The following is a 17,509-nucleotide window of genomic DNA, read 5'->3' on the forward strand; positions in this document are numbered from 1 at the left end:
CATTGCCTGCCATGACTGCCCTCCTCGAACTCGCGCACACGCAGCACTACCCGGACGCCGCGCTCTACGTGGTCGCCACGCCGATCGGCAATACCGCCGACATCACCTTGCGCGCGCTGCACGTGCTCGGCCTCGCCGACCGCATCGCGGCCGAAGACACCCGCAACACGGGCCAGCTGCTCGCCCGCTACGGGATCTCGAAGCCGCTCGTGGCCGTGCACGAGCACAACGAACGCGAAGCCGCGCAGCGCGTGATCGAACTGCTGCGCGGCGGCGAACGCGTGGCCTACGTGTCGGACGCCGGCACGCCCGGCATCTCGGACCCCGGCGCGCGGCTCGTCGACGCGGTGCGCGCCGCCGGCTTCGCGGTGATCCCGCTGCCGGGCGCGAGTGCGGCGGTGACCGCGCTGAGCGTGGCCGGCGACTGGGCCGGCGCGTTCACGTTCGCGGGCTTCCTGCCGCCGAAGGCCAAGCAGCGCGCGACCGCGCTGCAGGCGCTGGTGTCGCACCCGTATGCGCTGGTGTTCTACGAAGCACCGCACCGGATCGCCGAAACGGTCGCCGCACTCGCCGATGCGTTCGGCCCCGCGCGCCGGCTGCTGATTGCGCGCGAGCTCACCAAGCTACACGAGCAGTTGTTCCAGGGCACCCTGGCCGAAGGACAGACCTGGCTCGCCGGCGATGCGAACCGGCAGCGCGGTGAATTCGTGCTGGTCGTCGAAGGCGCGCCGGAGACGAACGGCGAAGCCGACGACACCGCGCACGACGCGCTGCTCAAGCTGCTGCTGGAAGAGGTGCCGGTGAAGAGCGCGGCCAAGCTCGCGGCCGCGCTGACGGGCGCGTCGCGCAACACGCTGTACGCGCGAGCGCTCGCACTGAAGGATGAAGGCTGACGCGCGAGCCGGCCGGCACCGGGAAACCGGCGCCGCCATCGCGCGGTGCAGGAAAGACAAAGGGCTGCCCTCGGGCAGCCCTTTTGCATGAGCGGTCGACCGCTGCGTTACTTCGCCGAGATCGACGCGAACATTTCGTCGCGCGCCTCGCGCGCTTCCTGCGGCGACAGCCCTTCGATCTTCACGCGGCCCGTGCCAGCGTGCACGAGGCCGATCAGCTTCGCGGCCGCATACGACAGGTCGAGCACGCGGCCGCGCTTGTACGGCCCGCGATCGTTGACCTTCACGACGACCCACTTGCCGGTCGACGAATTCGTCACCTTGATGTACGACGACAGCGGCAGCGTACGGTGCGCGGCGGTGAGCGCGTTCATGTTGAAGCGCTCGCCGTTCGCGGTGCGGCGGCCGTGGAAATCCCGCCCGTACCACGATGCGCGGCCCGTCTGGCGGAAATCGGACACATCCTTGCCGTCGATCGGCTCGGCGTCCGCCAGCGACGACTTCTTCGCGTCCTTGCTGTCGGCAGCCGGCATCGATGCCAGCGCGGAATCGAAATTCAGCTGCTTGTCGCTATCCGCCTTCGCGGCGGCGGCCGTCTTGTCGACGGCGTTCTTCTGGTTCGCGCTACCGGTGGTCTGGCTGGGTGGCACCGCACAGCCCGTCAGCGCAAAAAACAATGCAATGGTCCCGAATCGACTCGGAAAACGTAAATTCATCGACGTGTCGCCTTCTGGTTCGGGCCGCTCCCTTACAACGCTGCTTCACAACGCAGACACGCGGCCCGGACGGCAAATGCGTGCACGCCCCGCTCGGATGCGAGCAGGCGGCTTGCATGGGCGCGGCATTCGTCTATGCCGCAACCGTCCTGATTAGTTTTCACGTCTGGCGCAACCTGTCCCCAACAGCCTGACCAGACCCCACATGCCGCCATCGAACATGGCTTCACGTTCGCGCGCGTCGAAACGACCGACTCACAGGAACGGCGGCACAGGCCTCATCCGGCGGCGCGGCAGCAGGGCCGCAGGCGGGCGCGCAGCACCCGGCCGGACAAGACGTGAGCACCGAATACTCGGTGCTGGATACACCGCCGGACTCCCCGGCGGCTGATGCTTGACGGTGCCTCCGACACCCCTTTTTAACGGGGCCGAAACACCAGCGAATGGCGCGAAATTCACGCTCAATGGGGCGCATTATACATAAACCAAAACGTCGACCCGAAAAGCACCCCCTTCGGACCATTGATTCTCACTATGGCTGTAACAATCGGCATGCTTCGGGAATGCCCGGAGGCGCGCATCGCGACGCGCGTCGCGCGACCGGCAAGCGGCCCGCGCGACCGGTACAATCGCTCCTTTTAGCCGCCGGTGCCTCCATGAAAGTCACGCTCATTCCGGTCACGCCGTTCCAGCAAAACTGCTCGCTGCTCGTCTGCGAAAAGACGGGCCGCGCCGCCGTCGTCGATCCGGGCGGCGATCTCGACCGGATCGAACAGGAAGTCGCGCGGCAGAACGTGCAGGTCGAGAAGGTGCTGCTCACGCACGGACACATCGATCACTGCGCGGGCGCGAAGACGCTCGCGACGCACTACGGCGTGCCGATCGAGGGGCCGCAGGAAGAAGAGCGCTTCTGGATCGAGAAGCTGCCGATGCAGAGCGAGCGCTTTGGCTTTCCGGCCGCCGAAACCTTCGAGCCGGACCACTGGCTGAACGACGGCGACACCGTGCAGTTCGGTGACGAGACGCTCGAGGTCTATCACTGCCCGGGCCATACGCCCGGCCACGTCGTGTTCTTCAGCCGCGCGCATCGCGTCGCGATCGTCGGCGACGTGCTGTTCGCGGGCTCGATCGGCCGTACCGATTTCCCGCGCGGCAATCACGAGGATCTCGTCCGGTCGATCAAGGAGAAGCTGTGGCCGCTCGGCGACGACGTGACGTTCGTGCCGGGCCACGGCCCCGTGTCGACGTTCGGCGACGAGCGTCGCACGAACCCGTTCGTGTCCGACAAGGTATTTGGATGAACCAGACCGCCATCCCGGAAATCTACGTCAGCACCGACGTCGAGGCCGACGGCCCGATTCCCGGCCCGCACTCGATGCTGAGCTTCGCGTCGGCCGCCTATACCGAGGACAAGCAGCTGATCGCGACGTTCTCGGCCAACCTCGACACGCTGCCGGGCGCGCAGGCGCACCCGGTGCAGGAAGCGTGGTGGAAGACCGAGCCCGAAGCATGGGCCGCGTGCCGGAAGGATCTGCAGGCGCCCGAAGCCGCGCTCGTCGCATACGTCGACTGGGTCGAGGCGCTGCCCGGCAAGCCGGTGTTCGTCGCGATGCCGGCCGGCTTCGACTTCACGTTCATGTTCTGGTACATGATGCGCTTCGCCGGCCGCTGCCCGTTCTCGTGGTCGGCGCTCGACATCAAGACGCTCGCGTTCGCGATGACGGGCCTGCCGTACCGCAAGGCGATCAAGCCGCGCTTTCCGAAGCACTGGTTCGACGACCATCCGCACACGCACGTCGCGCTCGACGACGCGATCGAGCAAGGCGCGCTGTTCTGCAACATGCTCGCCGACCTGCGCCGCCAGCAAGCCGCGCTCGCGGGCCTCGCAGTATCGGACACCGACCGGTCGGAAAACGCAGAGGCGGGACAAATTCCCACGGATCCGCGAGCAAATTAGCGAATCTCGCTCAACAACGCGACGCCAGATTGCCTTTCCTTTCCCGGCCCTCTAACATTCAGCGTGTTGTAGCTGCCGCATGGAGGCGCAGGTGACGCTCGATTCCTTTTCGCAAAAAATCCTTCGCCTGTTGCAGCTCGACGCGCGCCGTTCGGTCCAGGAAATCTCCGACCAGGTCGGCCTGTCGAGCACGCCGTGCTGGCGCCGCATCAAGGACATGGAACAGTCGGGCGTGATCCAGCGCTACACGGCGCTGCTCGATCGCGAGAAGCTCGGCCTGCATGTGTGTGCGCTCGCGCACGTGCACCTGACCCGCCACAACGAGGGCGGCGTCGAGCAGTTCGAGCGCGAGATCGCGACCTGCCCGGAAGTCACCGAGTGCTACAGCACGACCGGCGAAGCCGACTACATCCTCAAGATCGTCGCGCCTGACATCAAGGCCTACGACGTGTTCCTGCACGAACGCATCTTCAAGATCCCCGCCGTGTCGCAGGTGCGCACGAGCGTCGTGCTGCGCGAGATCAAGTTCGACACGCAACTGCCGCTGTAACACGCCGGCACGCGCGGGTGGCCTGCCGGCGCGGTGGCCGGCAGCGGGTCACGCCTGCGCGGGCATCGTGCGCGTGAAGCCGATCCGGCGTGCGCCGAACTCGCGCGTCAGCGCGTCGGCGTCGAGCCGGCCGGCCAGCGCCGCATCGGTGTCGTGCGGATCGCAGGCCAGCGTCACGTCGATCTCGAGCCCCGTACTCAGGTAATGCAGGTTGATCGCCGCCGCACGCAGCCCGCGCTGTGCGAGTGCGGCTTCGAGCCGTGCCGCGATCTCGCCGCGCGGCGGCAGCGCGAGCGCCGGACGGCGCGCCGCGTCGTTCTCGGGATCGACGTGGATCAATGCGTCGAGCACGCGCGAGTCGGTCAGCACGCGCGCACGCGCGGTCTCGGCGATGTAATGCCCTTCGGAGACGGAGATTTTCGGATCGACGAGGATGTGCGCATCGACGAGCGCGGCGTCGCCCATCTTGCGCGTGCGCAGGTCGTGCACGTCGCGTACGCCGGGTGTCGCCGCGAGCAGCGCGCGGATCTCGTCGGTATCGGTCGTATCGAGCGCGCGGTCGGAGAGGTCCTGCAGCGCGTCATAGCCGAACGTCCAGCCCATGCGCGCGACCATGAAGCCGACGATCGCCGCCGCGATCGGGTCGAGCAACCGCACGCCGGCCAGGCTGCCGACGATGCCGATCGCGACGACGAGCGACGACGCGGCATCCGAACGCGCATGCCATGCATTCGCGACGAGCAGCGCCGAGCGGACGCGCCGCGCCTCGCGCAGCATGTAGCGAAACAGCGCCTCTTTCGATACGAGCACCGTCAGCGCGACGAGCAGCGCGGAAAAATGTACCGCCGGAATGTTTTCGAGATTAACGAGACGATCGCCCGCCCGCCAGAGCATGCCGACGCCGACCGCGATCAGGATCGTGCCGAGAAACAGCGATGCGACGGTCTCGTAGCGGCTGTGTCCGTAATTGTGGTCGGCATCCGGCGAGGCGCCGCTATGACGATTCGCAACCAGCACGACAAAATCCGAGATCAAATCGGAAATCGAATGCACCCCGTCAGCAATCAATGCCTGCGAATGCGCAATCACGCCGACGACGATCTGAAATGTCGCAAGCACGACATTCAGCACAATACTGACGAACGTACTCTTGCGTGCAACCGCGTGCTTATCTGCGCTCTGCGCGTCGCCGGAAAACGTGGACATGAAATATGAGATATCGGTGTGGGATGCCCAATTCTATCAAGGGCGCCCCGTGAATCCCGCCAATACCCACAAATTTCTTATTTAAATCAATCGCTTATGCGAACGGGTCGTATTACCATTCACCGCGAATTATTACACTTTCATGACAGCGCACTGCGCGTGGCGGCCGCTGGAAACAAAAAAGCCGCGCTCCTTGACGGCACGCGGCTCTTTTGAAGAACAGGCAACTTAAACAGATGTTTAAATCGCGAACTGTTCGCGGTCCTTGCCCGCAATCCAGCGCGGCGGCTTGCCGCGACCCGACCACGTCGCGCCCGTTTCCGGATCGCGATATTTCGCAGCCACGCCTGCGCGCGGACGGCCAACCTTACCTGCCTTCGCGCGGCTGAGACCGAGTTCGGCGAGCGAAAAGCCGTAGTCGGCAATTTTCTGCTTCACGTCATTCAGCACTTCAGCGTATTCACGCGACTTCGCTTCTTCGATTTGCTTCTCCAGCTTCTCCCGCTGGGCCAGCAGGTCCTTGTAAGAAGACATAGTTTCCCTTTCTATCTGACCAATGGCGCCAGTCTGAGCCAGCTCACCATTCATGAAATATATGTGCCTCGGATTTTCGAAGGCAGAGATTAGCACAAAAAAGATTTGATAGAAGCGAGATTCATGAAAATCCCGAGATCAATTGAAATTCACGCGTGTCATTTTGACCGGTCGCGGCCTTTTCTCAAATTTTTACGTTCGTACACAGAGATTAGGACATTAGCCATTGTCTATTAGGTCTATCAACATACGCAATTACCCTGCATTCTGAAAAATCAAAGCTTTCACCGGACGACAGCTTGGTGAATATCGGATGGCGCGGCACGCTAAGCGGGCAAACTGCGGACTGGCCGGCCTCCGCGACGTCACGTCACATCCCGCGCGCACGCAATCAGCCGCTCGCGCAATGCGCCCGCATCGGCCAATGGCAAATCGAACGGCGTGCGGACGCGGCGGCCGTCATATCGCCAGTCGGCGCCGTGGCGATCGACGCCGAGCAATTCGAGCCCGTCGCGACGCGCAGCGCCGGTATCGTACGCGTCCCATAACGCCTGTTCCTCGTCGAAAGCGAGCGGCGGCAGTGCATCGAGATGCGTGCCGTCGACCCAGCCCATGCGCCCGAAGCCGCCGATATAGCGCAGCCGCTCGACGTCGAGCGCCCAGAACGTGAAATCGCCGAGCGCGAGATAGCGCGCGGCGTCCGGCTCGTAGCGGCAGTAGCGCGCGGTGACGTGCGGATCGTCGCCGAGCGGCACGAACCGGCCGAGCAGCGTCGCGCGCTCGGCGTTCAGCACGTCGCCGCCGGGTGCGTCGACGACGAGGAAGCCCGCGCGCGGATCGGCGGCCAGATTGCGCGTGTGCTCCGCGAGGCCGCTCACGAGGATCACCGGACGATGGCTCGCATCGGGTGCAAACGGGACGACCGTCGGATACGGGAAGCCGTGCGGATCGCGCGCATGGGTGGCGAGCGTGCCGAGTGCGCAGCGGTGCAGCAGATGCAGCGCGAGAGCGGGATCGATGTTCAAGAGGACTCCTGCGGTCGAAGGGCGGCGCATCGGACACGCCATGCGCTTCGATGTTACCCGCGGGCGCGGTGCGCCGCGCATCGGTCGAACGGCCGATGCGGTCGATGCGGTCGATGCAGTCGATGCGGTCGGCCGCAGGTCGCAGGTCGCCGAACACCGGTCGCCGGTCGCCGGTCGCCGGTCGCCGGTCACCAGTCGCCGGTCGCCGGTCGCCGGTCACCAGTCACCCGGCAATCACCGGATCGTCGTCCGAACGGCCACCGCCCGGCAGGATCGTAAGCGATTCGATAGAATCGGACGGATCCGACGGGCGCCGCGTGCGTCCGCGCATTTTTTTGACGAGCCTGTCCGTGTCCGAAGCATCCTCCCCCGAATCGTCGTCCCCGTTCGCCGCGCCGCCCGACGCGCATCGCAAGCTGTCGCTACCGGCCCGCCAGCGCGCGCGCGCAGCGTCGATGGCGCTGTTCTTCGTCGCCGGCATGATGTTCGCATCGTGGGGCGTGCACGTGCCGACCGTGCGCGACAAGTTCGCGCTGAGCCCCGGGCTGCTGTCGATCGCGCTGTTCGCGGTCGCCGTCGGCTCGATCGCCGCGATGCTGACCATCGCGCGCTGGATCGCGCGTGTCGGCTCGCGCACCGCATGCCTCGCGGGCGGGCTCGTGATGTCGGCCTGCGCGGCGCTGATCCTCGTCGTGCCCGACTACCCAATGCTGCTCGCCGTGCTCGCGCTGTTCGGCTTCTCGATGGCGACGCTCGACGTCGCGATGAACGCCGAGGCCAGCGCGGTCGAAATCGCGATCGGCAGGCCGATCATGTCGTCGCTGCACGGCATGTTCAGCATCGGCGGGATGGCAGGCGCGGCCGCCGGCGGCGCGCTGCTGTCGGCCGGCATGGCGCCGGCCGTGCATCTCGCGCTCGCGGCAGCGACCAGCGCGACGGTGCTCGTGGTCGCCAGCCCGGCCATGCTGCCGCACGTGCCGCACCACGAACACGCGCACGGCGGCGGCAACCGCTGGCGCTCGCCGGCCTTGTGGATGCTCGGCGGCATCGCGCTCGTCGCGCTGATCGCCGAAGGCGCGATGTACGACTGGGCGACGGTCTACATGCGCGACGTCGTCGCCGCGAGCCCCGCGCTCGCGAGCGCCGCCTATGCCGCATTCTCGGGCGGGATGGCCATCGCGCGCTTCGCGGGCGACGCCGTGCGCGCCCGCTTCGGCGCGCCGCAGCTCGTATTCGCGAGCGCGTCGCTCGCCTGCGCGGGGATGATAGGCGCGCTGCTGCTGCCGTATTCGGCCGCCGTGCTGACCGGCTTCACGCTGATGGGCCTCGGCCTCGCGAACATGATGCCGGTGCTGTTCGCGGCCGCCGCGCGCGTGAAGGGCATCCACGCGGCTGAAGGGCTCGCGCATGTGGCCGGGCTCGCGTATTTCGGCATGCTGTTCGGTCCGGTCGTGATCGGTGCGGTCGCGCAAGCCGCGAACCTGACGATCGGCCTGTCCGTCGTCGCGCTGTGCGCAGCGCTCGTCGCGGCCATCGCGCCGAAGGTGCTCGCGCGGCTGAAGATCTGACCGCGCCGCAGGCGCCGGCCCAAAAGAAAACGCGCATGCGTTGCCGCATGCGCGCTTTCACCCCTTCTGTTGACCGCTTGATGCGTTACATCTTCACTTCGTCGAGCAGCGACTTCTTGCCGTTCTTGTAGTTGTACAGCGAGATCACGCCGTGCTGCAGGTCGCCCTTCGAGTCGAAGGTCGTCGTGCCGATCACGCCCGAGTAGTTCGTCGTCGGCATCGCCGCGAGGATCTTCGCCGGATCCGTCGAGTTCGCGCGCTTCATCGCATCGACGATGATGTACACGGCGTCATACGTGAACGGTGCGTAGATCTGGATCGGCTGGCCGAAGCGCTTCTCGTACTTCGCCTTGAACGCTGCGCCGCCCGACATCTTCTCGAGCGAAGCACCGGCTTCCGAGCACACCACGTTGTCGGTCGCGTCGCCGGCCAGGTCGGCCAGCTTTTCCGTGCACACGCCGTCGCCGGCGAGGATCTTCGCGCGCAGGCCGAGCTGCTTCGCCTGTTTCGCGAACGGGCCGCCGGTGGCGTCCATGCCGCCGTACATGATAGCGTCCGGATTCTCGCCCTTGATCTTGGTCAGAATCGCGCGGAAGTCGACCGCCTTGTCGTTGGTCGCGTCATGCGACATCACCTTCAGGCCGAGCGCCTTGGCCTTCTTCTCGAACTCGTTCGCGAGACCCTGGCCGTACGCGGTCGAATCGTCGACCACGGCCACGCTCTTGATACCCTTCGAGTGTGCGTAGTTCGCGAGTGCCGGGCCCTGCTGCGCATCGGTGGCCACCACGCGGTACGTGGTCTTGAAGCCCTGCTGCGTGTAGGCCGGGTTGGTCGCCGACGGCGAGATCTGCACGATGCCCGCATCGCTGTAGATCTTCGAGGCCGGGATCGACGTGCCCGAGTTCAGGTGGCCGACCACCGCGACGACCTTGTCGTCGACGAGCTTCTGCGCAACCTGCGTGGCCTGCCGCGGGTCGGCCGCGTCATCCTGCGGGTCGAGTTGCAGCGTGATTTTCTGGCCGCCGACCGTGAGACCCTTGGCGTTGATCTCCTCGACTGCGAGACGTGCACCGTTTTCGTTGTCCTTGCCCAGGTGTGCAATGCCGCCCGTCAAGGGCGCGACGTGGCCGATCTTGACGACTTGATCGGCCGCTGCGTTGCCCGCAGCTGCAGCGCACAGCATCGCGGCCGCGGTGATCGGCAACAGCTTTTGCATCTTGATATTCATGTAAGTCTCCAGTTTCGGTCCCAATAAACGCCATCGCCCGGTGCCCCGCTGCCATCCCTGTGTTTGCAATCACTGGACGATTCGCCGGTTGCATCGTTCATGCACTTGGCCTCAGCACGTGAAAACCGCCGCTTTTAGCAGCTGCCCGCCCGTACTTGCGCGCAAGTGTAGGTGATCAAATTAATTTGTGGGACTTTTTTGGGGTAGTGGGAACACTACTGATATGCGCACTTTGGAATGACTACTCGAATATCGCTGCGAGCCCCGCCGGATAAGGGTTTCCGCTAATTCCGGGCGACTTGCCGAAAGGTCGTTTTAAAACATTCCGGGGGCATTTCGATTCGGTATTTTGTGCCCGTGATCATTGAATGAAACGCGCGTGACAACGCGCGTTTCGTCGTCCGATATGAACGATTCAGGCAGCTATCGCACGCCATTCGGCATCGAGTGCGGCAACGAGCTGCGACGTCGTCAGCGCATCGCCGCGCCGCCGCGCGAGCGGCGCGCCCTGACCGGCCCACAGCGACAGGTAGTCGCCGTCGTTCGCGCGCGCGGCGGCCTGGCGCAGCGGCTGCGTGAGCGCGTTCTGCACCGGGTACGGCGCGGCGTCAGCCACGCGTTCGCCGAGCCGGGCCATCAAAGTGTTGCGCAGCCCGCGCGCGTGGCGGCCGGTGATTGCGCGCGTGACCTGCGTCGAAGTGTCTGCGCTTGCGAGCAGGCGCGCCTTCCAGTCCGCAGCGATCGCGCTTTCCGTGCAGGTGAGGAACGCGGTGCCGAGCTGAGCGCCCTGCGCGCCGAGCGCAAGCGCGGCCGCGATCCCGCGGCCGTCCATGATGCCGCCCGCGGCAAGTACCGGCAGGCCGGTCGCGTCGACCAGCTGCGGCACGAGCGCGAGCGTGCCGATCAGCGCATCGTCGGCGGAACCGATGAACGTGCCGCGATGGCCGCCCGCCTCGGCGCCCTGCGCGGACAGCGCGTCGGCGCCGGCCGCCTGCCATGCGAGCCCCTCGGCCACGTGCGTCGCCGTACCGATTACGTAGGTGCCGGCGGCCTTCAGGCGCGCGACGTCGGCCGCATCGAGCACACCGAACGTGAAGCTCGCAACGGGCACGCGCAACGCCACCAGCGCATCGAGCTGTGCGCGGAAGTCGGGCGCGTAGCGTGCGGGCGCGGTGCCCGGCGGCAAACCGAGCGCCGCATTCAGCGGGTCGATCGCGGCCAGCGCGCGGGCGACGGTCGCCGCGTCGGGCACGGCGTCCGGCAGCACGAACAGGTTGATCGCGAACGGGCGATCGGTCGCCGCGCGGATGGCGTCGACTTCGGTCGCGAGGCGCTCGGGCGCGAACGCGGCGGCGCCGAGACTGCCAAGCGCGCCGGCATTCGATGCGGCGGCGACCATCGCGGTCGTGGTCGCGCCGACCATCGGCGCCTGCACGAGCGGCAGGCGCAGGCCGAAGCGTTCGGAAAAGGGCGTGGAAAACTGACGGGCAGACATGGTGAATCCTTCGATGACGATGCGCGAAAGCGCTTTGTAAAGGCGGGCACATCGACTCTATCGAAGCGGCGCAGCGCCGAAAAATGAATAATCGAGATCGAAACGATCGCTGCGCGAGAAGCGGGCGCGTGCCCTGCAATGACACGGGATCAGTGGCACACTAGGCCGCCCTCTTTCACCCCGGGGCGCGCATCGCGCACCCCGTTCGCCAGGAGTTCAGAACGTGACAGCCCAATGGATCGACATCCCCGCCGGTAACGACAGCTTTGGCGGCTATCTCGCGCTGCCCAAGCGCGGCACCGGCCCTGCCGTCATCATCATCCAGGAGATCTTCGGCGTGAACTCGCACATCCGCGCGGTCGCCGACCAGTACGCGTCCGACGGCTTCGTCGCGCTCGCACCGGACGTGTTCTGGCGCACGCAGCCGCGCGTCGAGCTGACCTACGAAGGCGCGGATCGCGACAAGGGCATCGAGCTGATGAAAAAGACCGACGTGGGTCTCGCGGTCGCGGACATCGGCGCGGCAGCCGATGCGTTGCGCGCGCGCCCCGAAGTGGCCGGCAAGATCGCCGCGATCGGCTACTGCTTCGGCGGCCAGCTCGCATACCGCGCAGCCGCGACCGGCAAGATCGACGCAGCCGTGGCCTACTACGGCGGCGGCATCCAGAACGCGCTCGATCTCGCCGGCAAGGTCACGCAGCCGATCCTGTTCCACTACGCGGAAAACGACCACGGGATCCCGCTCACGGCCGTCGACCAGGTGAAGGCCGCATTCGCCAGCCACGGCGATGCGTCGTTCCACGTGTACCCGGGCGCCGAGCACGGCTTCAACTGCACGGACCGCGCGTCGTACAACCAGCGCGCCGCGGCGCTCGCGCACGGCCGCACGCTGACCTTCCTCGCCGAGCACCTCTAAAATCGGCCGGCCGCGGGCCCCGCGCACCGGGCCCGCGTTATCCTGCTGTCATCGCCACGAGTCACAACGGGGGTGACTGCGATGCACTCGGACTATCTCGCGCATGACGCGATCGGCCTCGCCGCACTGGTGCGCGAACGCAAGGCGAGCCCGCGCGAACTGCTCGACGCCGCGATCGGCCAGGCCGAAGCGGTCAACGGCGCGATCAACGCGATCGTGCTGCAAGACTACGAAGCCGCCCGCCAGCGTGCGGCCACCCTACCCGAAGGCGGCGCCGACGCGCCGTTCGCCGGTGTTCCCTATCTCGTGAAGGATCTCGGTGCGGCGGTCGCCGGGCTGCCGCTGTCGATGGGCAGCCGGCACTACCGGTATTTCGTGCCCGCCGACGATTCGCCGGTGATCGCGCGAAGCCGCGCGGCCGGTCTCAACGTGTTCGGCAAGACCAACACGTCGGAGATCGGCCAGATGCCGTACACGGAACCCGAATTGTTCGGCGCGTGCCGCAACCCGTGGAATCTCGACCACACGCCCGGCGGCTCGAGCGGCGGCGCGGCGGCGGCCGTCGCGGCCGGCATCGTGCCGGTCGCGCATGCGTCCGACGGCGGCGGCTCGATCCGCATTCCGGCGTCGTGCTGCGGGCTGTTCGGCCTGAAGCCGAGCCGCAACCCGGTGCTCGTCGACCTGCCGTCGAACGGCGAGCTGGTGGTCCAGCATGCGGTCACGCGCAGCGTGCGCGACAGCGCGCTGCTGCTCGACGTGACGACCGGCCAGACCTTGCCGACCGGCGCCCCCGGCACGTTCCTCGGCGAACTCGACACGCCGCCCGGCCCGCTGCGGATCGGCCTCGTGCTCGACCCGATGCTCGCGCCGGCGCTCGCCGACGACACACGCGCGGCGCTCGACGATGCGGCCGCGCTGCTCGAATCGCTCGGCCACCATGTCGAGCCGGCGACGCTGCACGTCAACTACGCGCGCGCGGCCGAAACCTTCCTCACGCTATGGGCGACGATCGCCGAGGAAATGGTGCTCGGCGCGCGCGCGATGACCGGCCGCACGCCGAAGCGCGGCGAATTCGAAGCCGCGACGTGGGCGATGGCCGTGGTCGGCCGGCGCCTCGCGCGCACGCGCCTGCCGGACGTGCTCGAATGGCAGCGCCAGCTCACCGTGCAGGTGGCCGGCCTCGTGTCGCGCTACGACGCGATCCTGTGCGCGTCGCTCGCGGGCCCGCCGGTGAAGATCGGCGAATTGCAGCCGACACCGTTCGAATCGGCGCAGATGAAGGTACTCGCCGCGCTGCCGGTGAAGCCGCTGCTGAAGGAAATGCTCGCGAAGTCGTCGGAAAAGGCGTTCACGTGGGCCGGCTGCACGGAGCTGTTCAACCTGACCGGCCAGCCGGCGATGTCGGTGCCGCTCTACTGGAACGCGCGCGGGCTGCCGATCGGCGTGCAGTTCGTCGCGCGTCACGCCGACGACGCGCTGCTGCTCAGGCTCGCCCGGCAGCTCGAACAGGCGCGGCCGTGGTTCGACCGCCGCCCGCCGCTGATGCAGGCGCAGCGCTGACGCGCGGCGCCCGATGAAAAAAGCCCCGCCGGCGGAACCGGCGGGGCTTTCGTGTGTGCTGCAGGCAGGCGCCGTGCTTACACGAGCCGTTCGCAGACCGTCTTCGTCGCCGCGGCCGCATTCAGCGTGTAGAAATGCAGCCCGGGGACGCCCGCGTCGACGAGACGCTGGCACAGGCCCGTGACGACGTCCGCGCCGAACGCGCGGATCGACTCGCGATCGTCGCCGAAGCTCTCGAGCCGGCGCGCGACCCAGCGCGGCACTTCCGCCCCGCACATTTCCGAGAAACGCATCAGCTGCGAGAAGTTCGTGATCGGCATGATGCCCGGCACGATCGGCACGTCCACGCCGAGCTTGCGCACGTCGTCGACGAAGCGGAAATACGCGTCCGCGTTGAAGAAATACTGCGTGATCGCGGAATTCGCGCCGGCTTTCACCTTGCGCGCGAAGTTCTCGAGATCGGCCTTCGGCGAGCGGGACTGCGGGTGGTACTCCGGATACGCGGCGACTTCGATGTGGAACCAGTCGCCATGCTCGGCGCGGATGAAGCTGACGAGCTCCGACGCATAGCGCAGTTCGCCGACTTCGCCCATCCCCGACGGCAGGTCGCCCCGCAGCGCGACGATGTGGCGGATGCCGTACGAGCGGTACTGGTCGAGGATCGCGCGCAGGCTGTCGCGCGACGAGCCGATGCACGACAGGTGCGGCGCGGCCTCGAGGCCGTCCTTCTGCATGTCGAGCACCGTATCGAGCGTGCCCTGCTGCGTCGAACCGCCGGCGCCGAACGTGCAGGACACGAATTTCGGCTTCAGCGGCAGCAGCTGCGCACGCGTGGCGCGCAGCTTCTCGACGCCTTCCGCCGTCTTCGGCGGGAAGAATTCAAACGAGAGTTCGATCGGTTTCATGATTCGAAAAGGTCAGCCGATGTCGCGCTGCCCGAAGATCAGCGCGGACAGCAGCCACGACACGATGCTGTACAGGATCGAACCGAAGAACGCGGACCAGAAGCCCGACACCTCGAAGCCCTTCAGCAGCGACGACGCGAACCAGAAACACAGCGCGTTCACGACGAGGATGAACACCCCGAGCGTGACGATCGTGACGGGCAGCGTCAGCAGGATCAGCACCGGGCGGATCACCGTGTTGATCAGGCCGAGCACGACCGCGATGATCAGCGCCGTGCCGAAGCTCTTGATGTGGATCGACGGCACGAGGTAGGTGATGATCAGCAGCGCGAGCGCGTTGATGACCCAGGTGAGGATGACGCTCATGGAGTGCTCCGGTTCGGTTGTCGATCGGTACGATCAGTGGCCGCCGCCGGCCGCCGCGGGGCCCGAAGGCGCACCGCGGCAGCCGGCGATCCCGCGCCGTGCCGCCGTACCGTGGGCGCGTCGGCGACGCGCGCACGGCACCGCGGCGGCGGCGCATCGGATCAGTAGCGGTAGTGGTTCGGCTTGAACGGGCCGTCCTTCTGCACGCCGATGTACGAAGCCTGCTCGTCCGACAGCACGGACAGGTTCGCGCCGATGCGCGCCAGGTGCAGGCGTGCAACCTTTTCATCGAGGTGCTTCGGCAGCACGTACACCTTGTTCTCGTACTCGTTGCCGCGCACGAACAGCTCGATCTGCGCGAGCGTCTGGTTCGCGAACGAGTTCGACATCACGAACGACGGGTGGCCGGTCGCGCAGCCGAGGTTCACGAGGCGGCCTTCCGCCAGCAGGATCACGCGCTTGCCGTCCGGGAAGATGATGTGGTCGACCTGCGGCTTGATGTTTTCCCACTGGTACTGGCGGGTCGACGCGACGTCGATTTCCGAGTCGAAGTGACCGATGTTGCAGACGATCGCGTTGTGGCGCATCGCCTTCATGTGATCGTGGCCGATCACGTGGAAGTTGCCGGTGGCCGTCACGAAGATGTCGGCCTTGTCGGCCGCGTATTCCATCGTCACGACGCGGTAGCCTTCCATCGCCGCCTGCAGCGCGCAGATCGGATCGATTTCGGTGACCCACACGGTCGCGCCGAGGCCGCGCAGCGATTGCGCGCAGCCCTTGCCCACGTCGCCGTAGCCCGCGACGACCGCGACCTTGCCCGCGATCATCACGTCGGTCGCGCGCTTGATGCCGTCGACCAGCGATTCACGGCAGCCATACAGGTTGTCGAACTTCGACTTCGTGACCGAATCGTTCACGTTGAACGCCGGGAACGGCAGGCGGCCGTCCTTTTCCATCTGGTACAGGCGGTGCACGCCGGTCGTGGTTTCTTCGGTCACGCCCTTGATGTGCGCGAGGCGCGTCGAGTACCAGGTCGGGTCCGCGTCGAGGTGCGTCGCGATCGACTTGTACAGCGCGACTTCTTCCTCGTTGGTCGGCTTCGCGATCACCGAACGGTCCTTCTCGGCCTTCGAGCCGAGGATCAGCAGCAGCGTGGCGTCGCCGCCGTCGTCCAGGATCATGTTCGCGAATTCGCCGTTCGGCCATTCGAAGATGCGGTGCGAGAACTCCCAGTATTCGTCGAGCGATTCGCCCTTGAACGCGAACACCGGCGTGCCGGCTTCGACGATCGCGGCCGCTGCGTGGTCCTGCGTCGAGAAGATGTTGCACGACGCCCAGCGGACGTCCGCGCCGAGCGCCTTCAGCGTCTCGATCAGCACGCCCGTCTGGATCGTCATGTGCAGCGAACCGGCAATGCGCGCGCCCTTCAGCGGCTGCTGCGCCTTGTATTCGTCGCGGATCTGCACGAGGCCCGGCATTTCGGTCTCGGCGATGTTCAGTTCCTTGCGGCCCCAGCCGGCCAGCGCCATGTCGGCGACGACGTAATCGTTGGAAGCTTTGGAATCGATAATGGCGTTCATCACGCCCTCCTTTCTAAAAAGTTTCTAGATTGGTGACGTGAGCGCCGTTCAGGAAGCGGAGCCGGCACGGTTTTGCCGCACGGCTGCTTGGTGAAGCCTTCCGAGCCTGGCGGACGCAGAATGGTCCGTCGCAACGCTCCTCGGAAAACGGAGGGGATTGTAGCAAATCGGCGCGCGGTATGCGCAAGCACGCACACACACGGCACTTACCCGGCACGAGCGCGCGGCGTCGGCGCGCGCGGCCGTCAGGAAAGGGTCAGGACTCCGCGCCGACCCAGGCCTGTTCGCGCAGCCGTGCGCGCAGGCGCGCGACGGCCTGGCTGTGCAGCTGGCACACGCGCGATTCGCTCACTTCGAGCACCGCGCCGATCTCGCGCAGATTCAGACCCCGTTCGTAGTACAGCGACATCAGCAGCTTCTCGCGCTCCGGCAGCCGTTCGATCGCCTCGACGAGCGCTTCGCGCAGGTGCTCGTCGAGCAGCGCCGACAGCGGATCGGCGTGATCGACGCGGTAGCGGTCGAGGAACGGCTCGTCGTCGGCCGCGCGGTCGAAATCCTCGTAATAGATCAGCTGGCTGCCGTGCAGGTCCTGCAGCATCCCCTGGTATTCGTCGAGCGGCATGTTCAGGTGCTGCGCGATCTCGGTCTCGCTCGCCGAGCGGCCGAGATGCTGCTCGACCTGGTGCACCGCGTGCTCGACCTCGCGCGACGTCTTGCGCAGGCTGCGCGGCAGCCAGTCGTTGCTGCGCAGCTCGTCGAGCATCGCGCCGCGGATGCGCTGGGTCGCGTAGGTCTCGAACTGCGCGCCCTGGTCTTCCTTGTAGCGGCCGGCCGCGTCCATCAGGCCGATCATGCCGGCCTGGATCAGGTCGTCGAGGTCGACGCTCGCCGGCATCTTCGCGACGAGCTGCAGCCCGAGGCGTCGCACGAGCGGCGCATATTGCGCGAGCACGTCGGCCTGGGACATCTTTCCTTGAGCGTTGTACATCATGGCTCTCTCCTTCCGGTGG

Annotated in this window: 17 protein-coding genes and 1 riboswitch; of the genes, 7 read left to right on the forward strand and 10 right to left on the reverse strand. The window is 66.6% G+C overall.

What is annotated here, in order from left to right; all coding sequences use genetic code 11:
* Nucleotides 1-11 precede the first annotated feature (11 nt).
* Nucleotides 12-893: a 16S rRNA (cytidine(1402)-2'-O)-methyltransferase gene (rsmI, locus tag LGN19_RS26870; protein WP_122944151.1), complete on the forward strand. Its 882-nt coding sequence runs from the start codon at nucleotides 12-14 to the stop codon at nucleotides 891-893.
* Between the two features lie 107 nt (nucleotides 894-1,000).
* Here the strand turns inward: rsmI and LGN19_RS26875 are convergent, their stop codons facing one another.
* Nucleotides 1,001-1,609 carry a septal ring lytic transglycosylase RlpA family protein gene (locus LGN19_RS26875; RefSeq protein ID WP_122944150.1) on the reverse strand — a complete coding sequence of 203 codons (609 nt, stop codon included), beginning with the start codon at nucleotides 1,607-1,609 and terminating at the stop codon, nucleotides 1,001-1,003.
* 656 nt (nucleotides 1,610-2,265) lie between these two features.
* Between LGN19_RS26875 and LGN19_RS26880 the strand changes: the two genes are divergently transcribed.
* The 3 genes from LGN19_RS26880 to LGN19_RS26890 all read left to right on the forward strand — a co-directional run bounded on the left by LGN19_RS26880 (nucleotide 2,266) and on the right by LGN19_RS26890 (nucleotide 4,116).
* Nucleotides 2,266-2,910: an MBL fold metallo-hydrolase gene (locus LGN19_RS26880; protein ID WP_043185095.1), complete on the forward strand. Its 645-nt coding sequence runs from the start codon at nucleotides 2,266-2,268 to the stop codon at nucleotides 2,908-2,910.
* Nucleotides 2,907-3,566, forward strand: a complete 660-nt coding sequence (locus LGN19_RS26885) for an exonuclease (RefSeq protein WP_122944148.1) — start codon at nucleotides 2,907-2,909, stop codon at nucleotides 3,564-3,566. Before LGN19_RS26880 ends, LGN19_RS26885 begins: the two co-directional genes overlap by 4 nt.
* Before the next feature lie 79 nt (nucleotides 3,567-3,645).
* Entirely contained in the window at nucleotides 3,646-4,116 is a 471-nt protein-coding gene (locus LGN19_RS26890; protein WP_006477376.1) for an Lrp/AsnC family transcriptional regulator, read from the forward strand.
* Between the two features lie 48 nt (nucleotides 4,117-4,164).
* Here the strand turns inward: LGN19_RS26890 and LGN19_RS26895 are convergent, their stop codons facing one another.
* The 3 genes from LGN19_RS26895 to LGN19_RS26905 form a co-directional block, all read right to left on the reverse strand.
* Entirely contained in the window at nucleotides 4,165-5,322 is a 1,158-nt protein-coding gene (locus tag LGN19_RS26895) for a cation diffusion facilitator family transporter (RefSeq protein WP_122944147.1), read from the reverse strand.
* Nucleotides 5,323-5,562: 240 nt separating this feature from the next.
* On the reverse strand, nucleotides 5,563-5,856 hold the full coding sequence (locus LGN19_RS26900; protein WP_043185090.1) for an H-NS family nucleoid-associated regulatory protein: 294 nt from the start codon (nucleotides 5,854-5,856) through the stop codon (nucleotides 5,563-5,565).
* 365 nt (nucleotides 5,857-6,221) lie between these two features.
* On the reverse strand, nucleotides 6,222-6,881 hold the full coding sequence (locus LGN19_RS26905) for a HugZ family protein (RefSeq protein ID WP_226218044.1): 660 nt from the start codon (nucleotides 6,879-6,881) through the stop codon (nucleotides 6,222-6,224).
* Between the two features lie 350 nt (nucleotides 6,882-7,231).
* Here LGN19_RS26905 and LGN19_RS26910 point away from each other — a divergent pair, with 350 nt between their 5' ends.
* A complete protein-coding gene (locus LGN19_RS26910) occupies nucleotides 7,232-8,449 on the forward strand; it encodes an MFS transporter (protein WP_226218046.1) in 1,218 nt (405 codons plus the stop codon).
* 85 nt (nucleotides 8,450-8,534) lie between these two features.
* Here the strand turns inward: LGN19_RS26910 and LGN19_RS26915 are convergent, their stop codons facing one another.
* Together LGN19_RS26915 and LGN19_RS26920 are read right to left on the reverse strand one after the other, a co-directional pair.
* The gene (locus LGN19_RS26915; RefSeq protein WP_226218048.1) at nucleotides 8,535-9,677 is read right to left on the reverse strand and encodes a branched-chain amino acid ABC transporter substrate-binding protein; all 1,143 of its coding nucleotides are present in this window, start codon (nucleotides 9,675-9,677) and stop codon (nucleotides 8,535-8,537) included.
* 415 nt (nucleotides 9,678-10,092) lie between these two features.
* The gene (locus tag LGN19_RS26920) at nucleotides 10,093-11,172 is read right to left on the reverse strand and encodes an NAD(P)H-dependent flavin oxidoreductase (RefSeq protein WP_226218051.1); all 1,080 of its coding nucleotides are present in this window, start codon (nucleotides 11,170-11,172) and stop codon (nucleotides 10,093-10,095) included.
* Nucleotides 11,173-11,395: 223 nt separating this feature from the next.
* On the opposite strand from LGN19_RS26920, the gene LGN19_RS26925 reads away from it, so the two are divergent.
* Both LGN19_RS26925 and LGN19_RS26930 read left to right on the forward strand, forming a co-directional pair.
* Nucleotides 11,396-12,088 (forward strand): dienelactone hydrolase family protein, encoded by a 693-nt coding sequence (locus LGN19_RS26925; RefSeq protein ID WP_174962402.1) that lies wholly within the window; start codon nucleotides 11,396-11,398, stop codon nucleotides 12,086-12,088.
* A gap of 81 nt (nucleotides 12,089-12,169) precedes the next feature.
* On the forward strand, nucleotides 12,170-13,648 hold the full coding sequence (locus tag LGN19_RS26930; RefSeq protein ID WP_122946579.1) for an amidase: 1,479 nt from the start codon (nucleotides 12,170-12,172) through the stop codon (nucleotides 13,646-13,648).
* Nucleotides 13,649-13,725: 77 nt separating this feature from the next.
* Here LGN19_RS26930 and metF read toward each other — a convergent pair whose 3' ends face one another.
* The 4 genes from metF to LGN19_RS26950 all read right to left on the reverse strand — a co-directional run bounded on the left by metF (nucleotide 13,726) and on the right by LGN19_RS26950 (nucleotide 17,490).
* Nucleotides 13,726-14,553 carry a methylenetetrahydrofolate reductase [NAD(P)H] gene (metF, locus tag LGN19_RS26935; RefSeq protein ID WP_043185076.1) on the reverse strand — a complete coding sequence of 276 codons (828 nt, stop codon included), beginning with the start codon at nucleotides 14,551-14,553 and terminating at the stop codon, nucleotides 13,726-13,728.
* Between the two features lie 12 nt (nucleotides 14,554-14,565).
* On the reverse strand, nucleotides 14,566-14,919 hold the full coding sequence (locus tag LGN19_RS26940; RefSeq protein ID WP_006477367.1) for a phage holin family protein: 354 nt from the start codon (nucleotides 14,917-14,919) through the stop codon (nucleotides 14,566-14,568).
* 161 nt (nucleotides 14,920-15,080) lie between these two features.
* Nucleotides 15,081-16,499 (reverse strand): adenosylhomocysteinase, encoded by a 1,419-nt coding sequence (gene ahcY, locus LGN19_RS26945; protein ID WP_226218054.1) that lies wholly within the window; start codon nucleotides 16,497-16,499, stop codon nucleotides 15,081-15,083.
* A gap of 32 nt (nucleotides 16,500-16,531) precedes the next feature.
* Nucleotides 16,532-16,647, reverse strand: a riboswitch (S-adenosyl-L-homocysteine riboswitch).
* A gap of 108 nt (nucleotides 16,648-16,755) precedes the next feature.
* Nucleotides 16,756-17,490 carry an RNA polymerase sigma factor FliA gene (locus tag LGN19_RS26950; RefSeq protein ID WP_006484033.1) on the reverse strand — a complete coding sequence of 245 codons (735 nt, stop codon included), beginning with the start codon at nucleotides 17,488-17,490 and terminating at the stop codon, nucleotides 16,756-16,758.
* Between the last annotated feature and the right edge of the window lie 19 nt (nucleotides 17,491-17,509).

The organism is Burkholderia sp. AU30198, from assembly GCF_020419825.1.
In the GTDB taxonomy this organism is placed as follows: Bacteria; Pseudomonadota; Gammaproteobacteria; order Burkholderiales; family Burkholderiaceae; genus Burkholderia.

Excerpts from the sequence above, each read along its gene's own strand:
- rsmI (WP_122944151.1), top strand. The coding sequence starts at position 12 with ATGACTGCCCTCCTCGAACTCGCGCACACGCAGCACTACCCGGACGCC.
- LGN19_RS26875 (WP_122944150.1), bottom strand. The coding sequence starts at position 1,609 with ATGAATTTACGTTTTCCGAGTCGATTCGGGACCATTGCATTGTTTTTT.
- LGN19_RS26880 (WP_043185095.1), top strand. The coding sequence starts at position 2,266 with ATGAAAGTCACGCTCATTCCGGTCACGCCGTTCCAGCAAAACTGCTCG.
- LGN19_RS26885 (WP_122944148.1), top strand. The coding sequence starts at position 2,907 with ATGAACCAGACCGCCATCCCGGAAATCTACGTCAGCACCGACGTCGAG.
- LGN19_RS26890 (WP_006477376.1), top strand. The coding sequence starts at position 3,646 with ATGGAGGCGCAGGTGACGCTCGATTCCTTTTCGCAAAAAATCCTTCGC.
- LGN19_RS26895 (WP_122944147.1), bottom strand. The coding sequence starts at position 5,322 with ATGTCCACGTTTTCCGGCGACGCGCAGAGCGCAGATAAGCACGCGGTT.
- LGN19_RS26900 (WP_043185090.1), bottom strand. The coding sequence starts at position 5,856 with ATGTCTTCTTACAAGGACCTGCTGGCCCAGCGGGAGAAGCTGGAGAAG.
- LGN19_RS26915 (WP_226218048.1), bottom strand. The coding sequence starts at position 9,677 with ATGAATATCAAGATGCAAAAGCTGTTGCCGATCACCGCGGCCGCGATG.
- LGN19_RS26920 (WP_226218051.1), bottom strand. The coding sequence starts at position 11,172 with ATGTCTGCCCGTCAGTTTTCCACGCCCTTTTCCGAACGCTTCGGCCTG.
- LGN19_RS26930 (WP_122946579.1), top strand. The coding sequence starts at position 12,170 with ATGCACTCGGACTATCTCGCGCATGACGCGATCGGCCTCGCCGCACTG.
- metF (WP_043185076.1), bottom strand. The coding sequence starts at position 14,553 with ATGAAACCGATCGAACTCTCGTTTGAATTCTTCCCGCCGAAGACGGCG.
- LGN19_RS26940 (WP_006477367.1), bottom strand. The coding sequence starts at position 14,919 with ATGAGCGTCATCCTCACCTGGGTCATCAACGCGCTCGCGCTGCTGATC.
- ahcY (WP_226218054.1), bottom strand. The coding sequence starts at position 16,499 with ATGAACGCCATTATCGATTCCAAAGCTTCCAACGATTACGTCGTCGCC.
- LGN19_RS26950 (WP_006484033.1), bottom strand. The coding sequence starts at position 17,490 with ATGATGTACAACGCTCAAGGAAAGATGTCCCAGGCCGACGTGCTCGCG.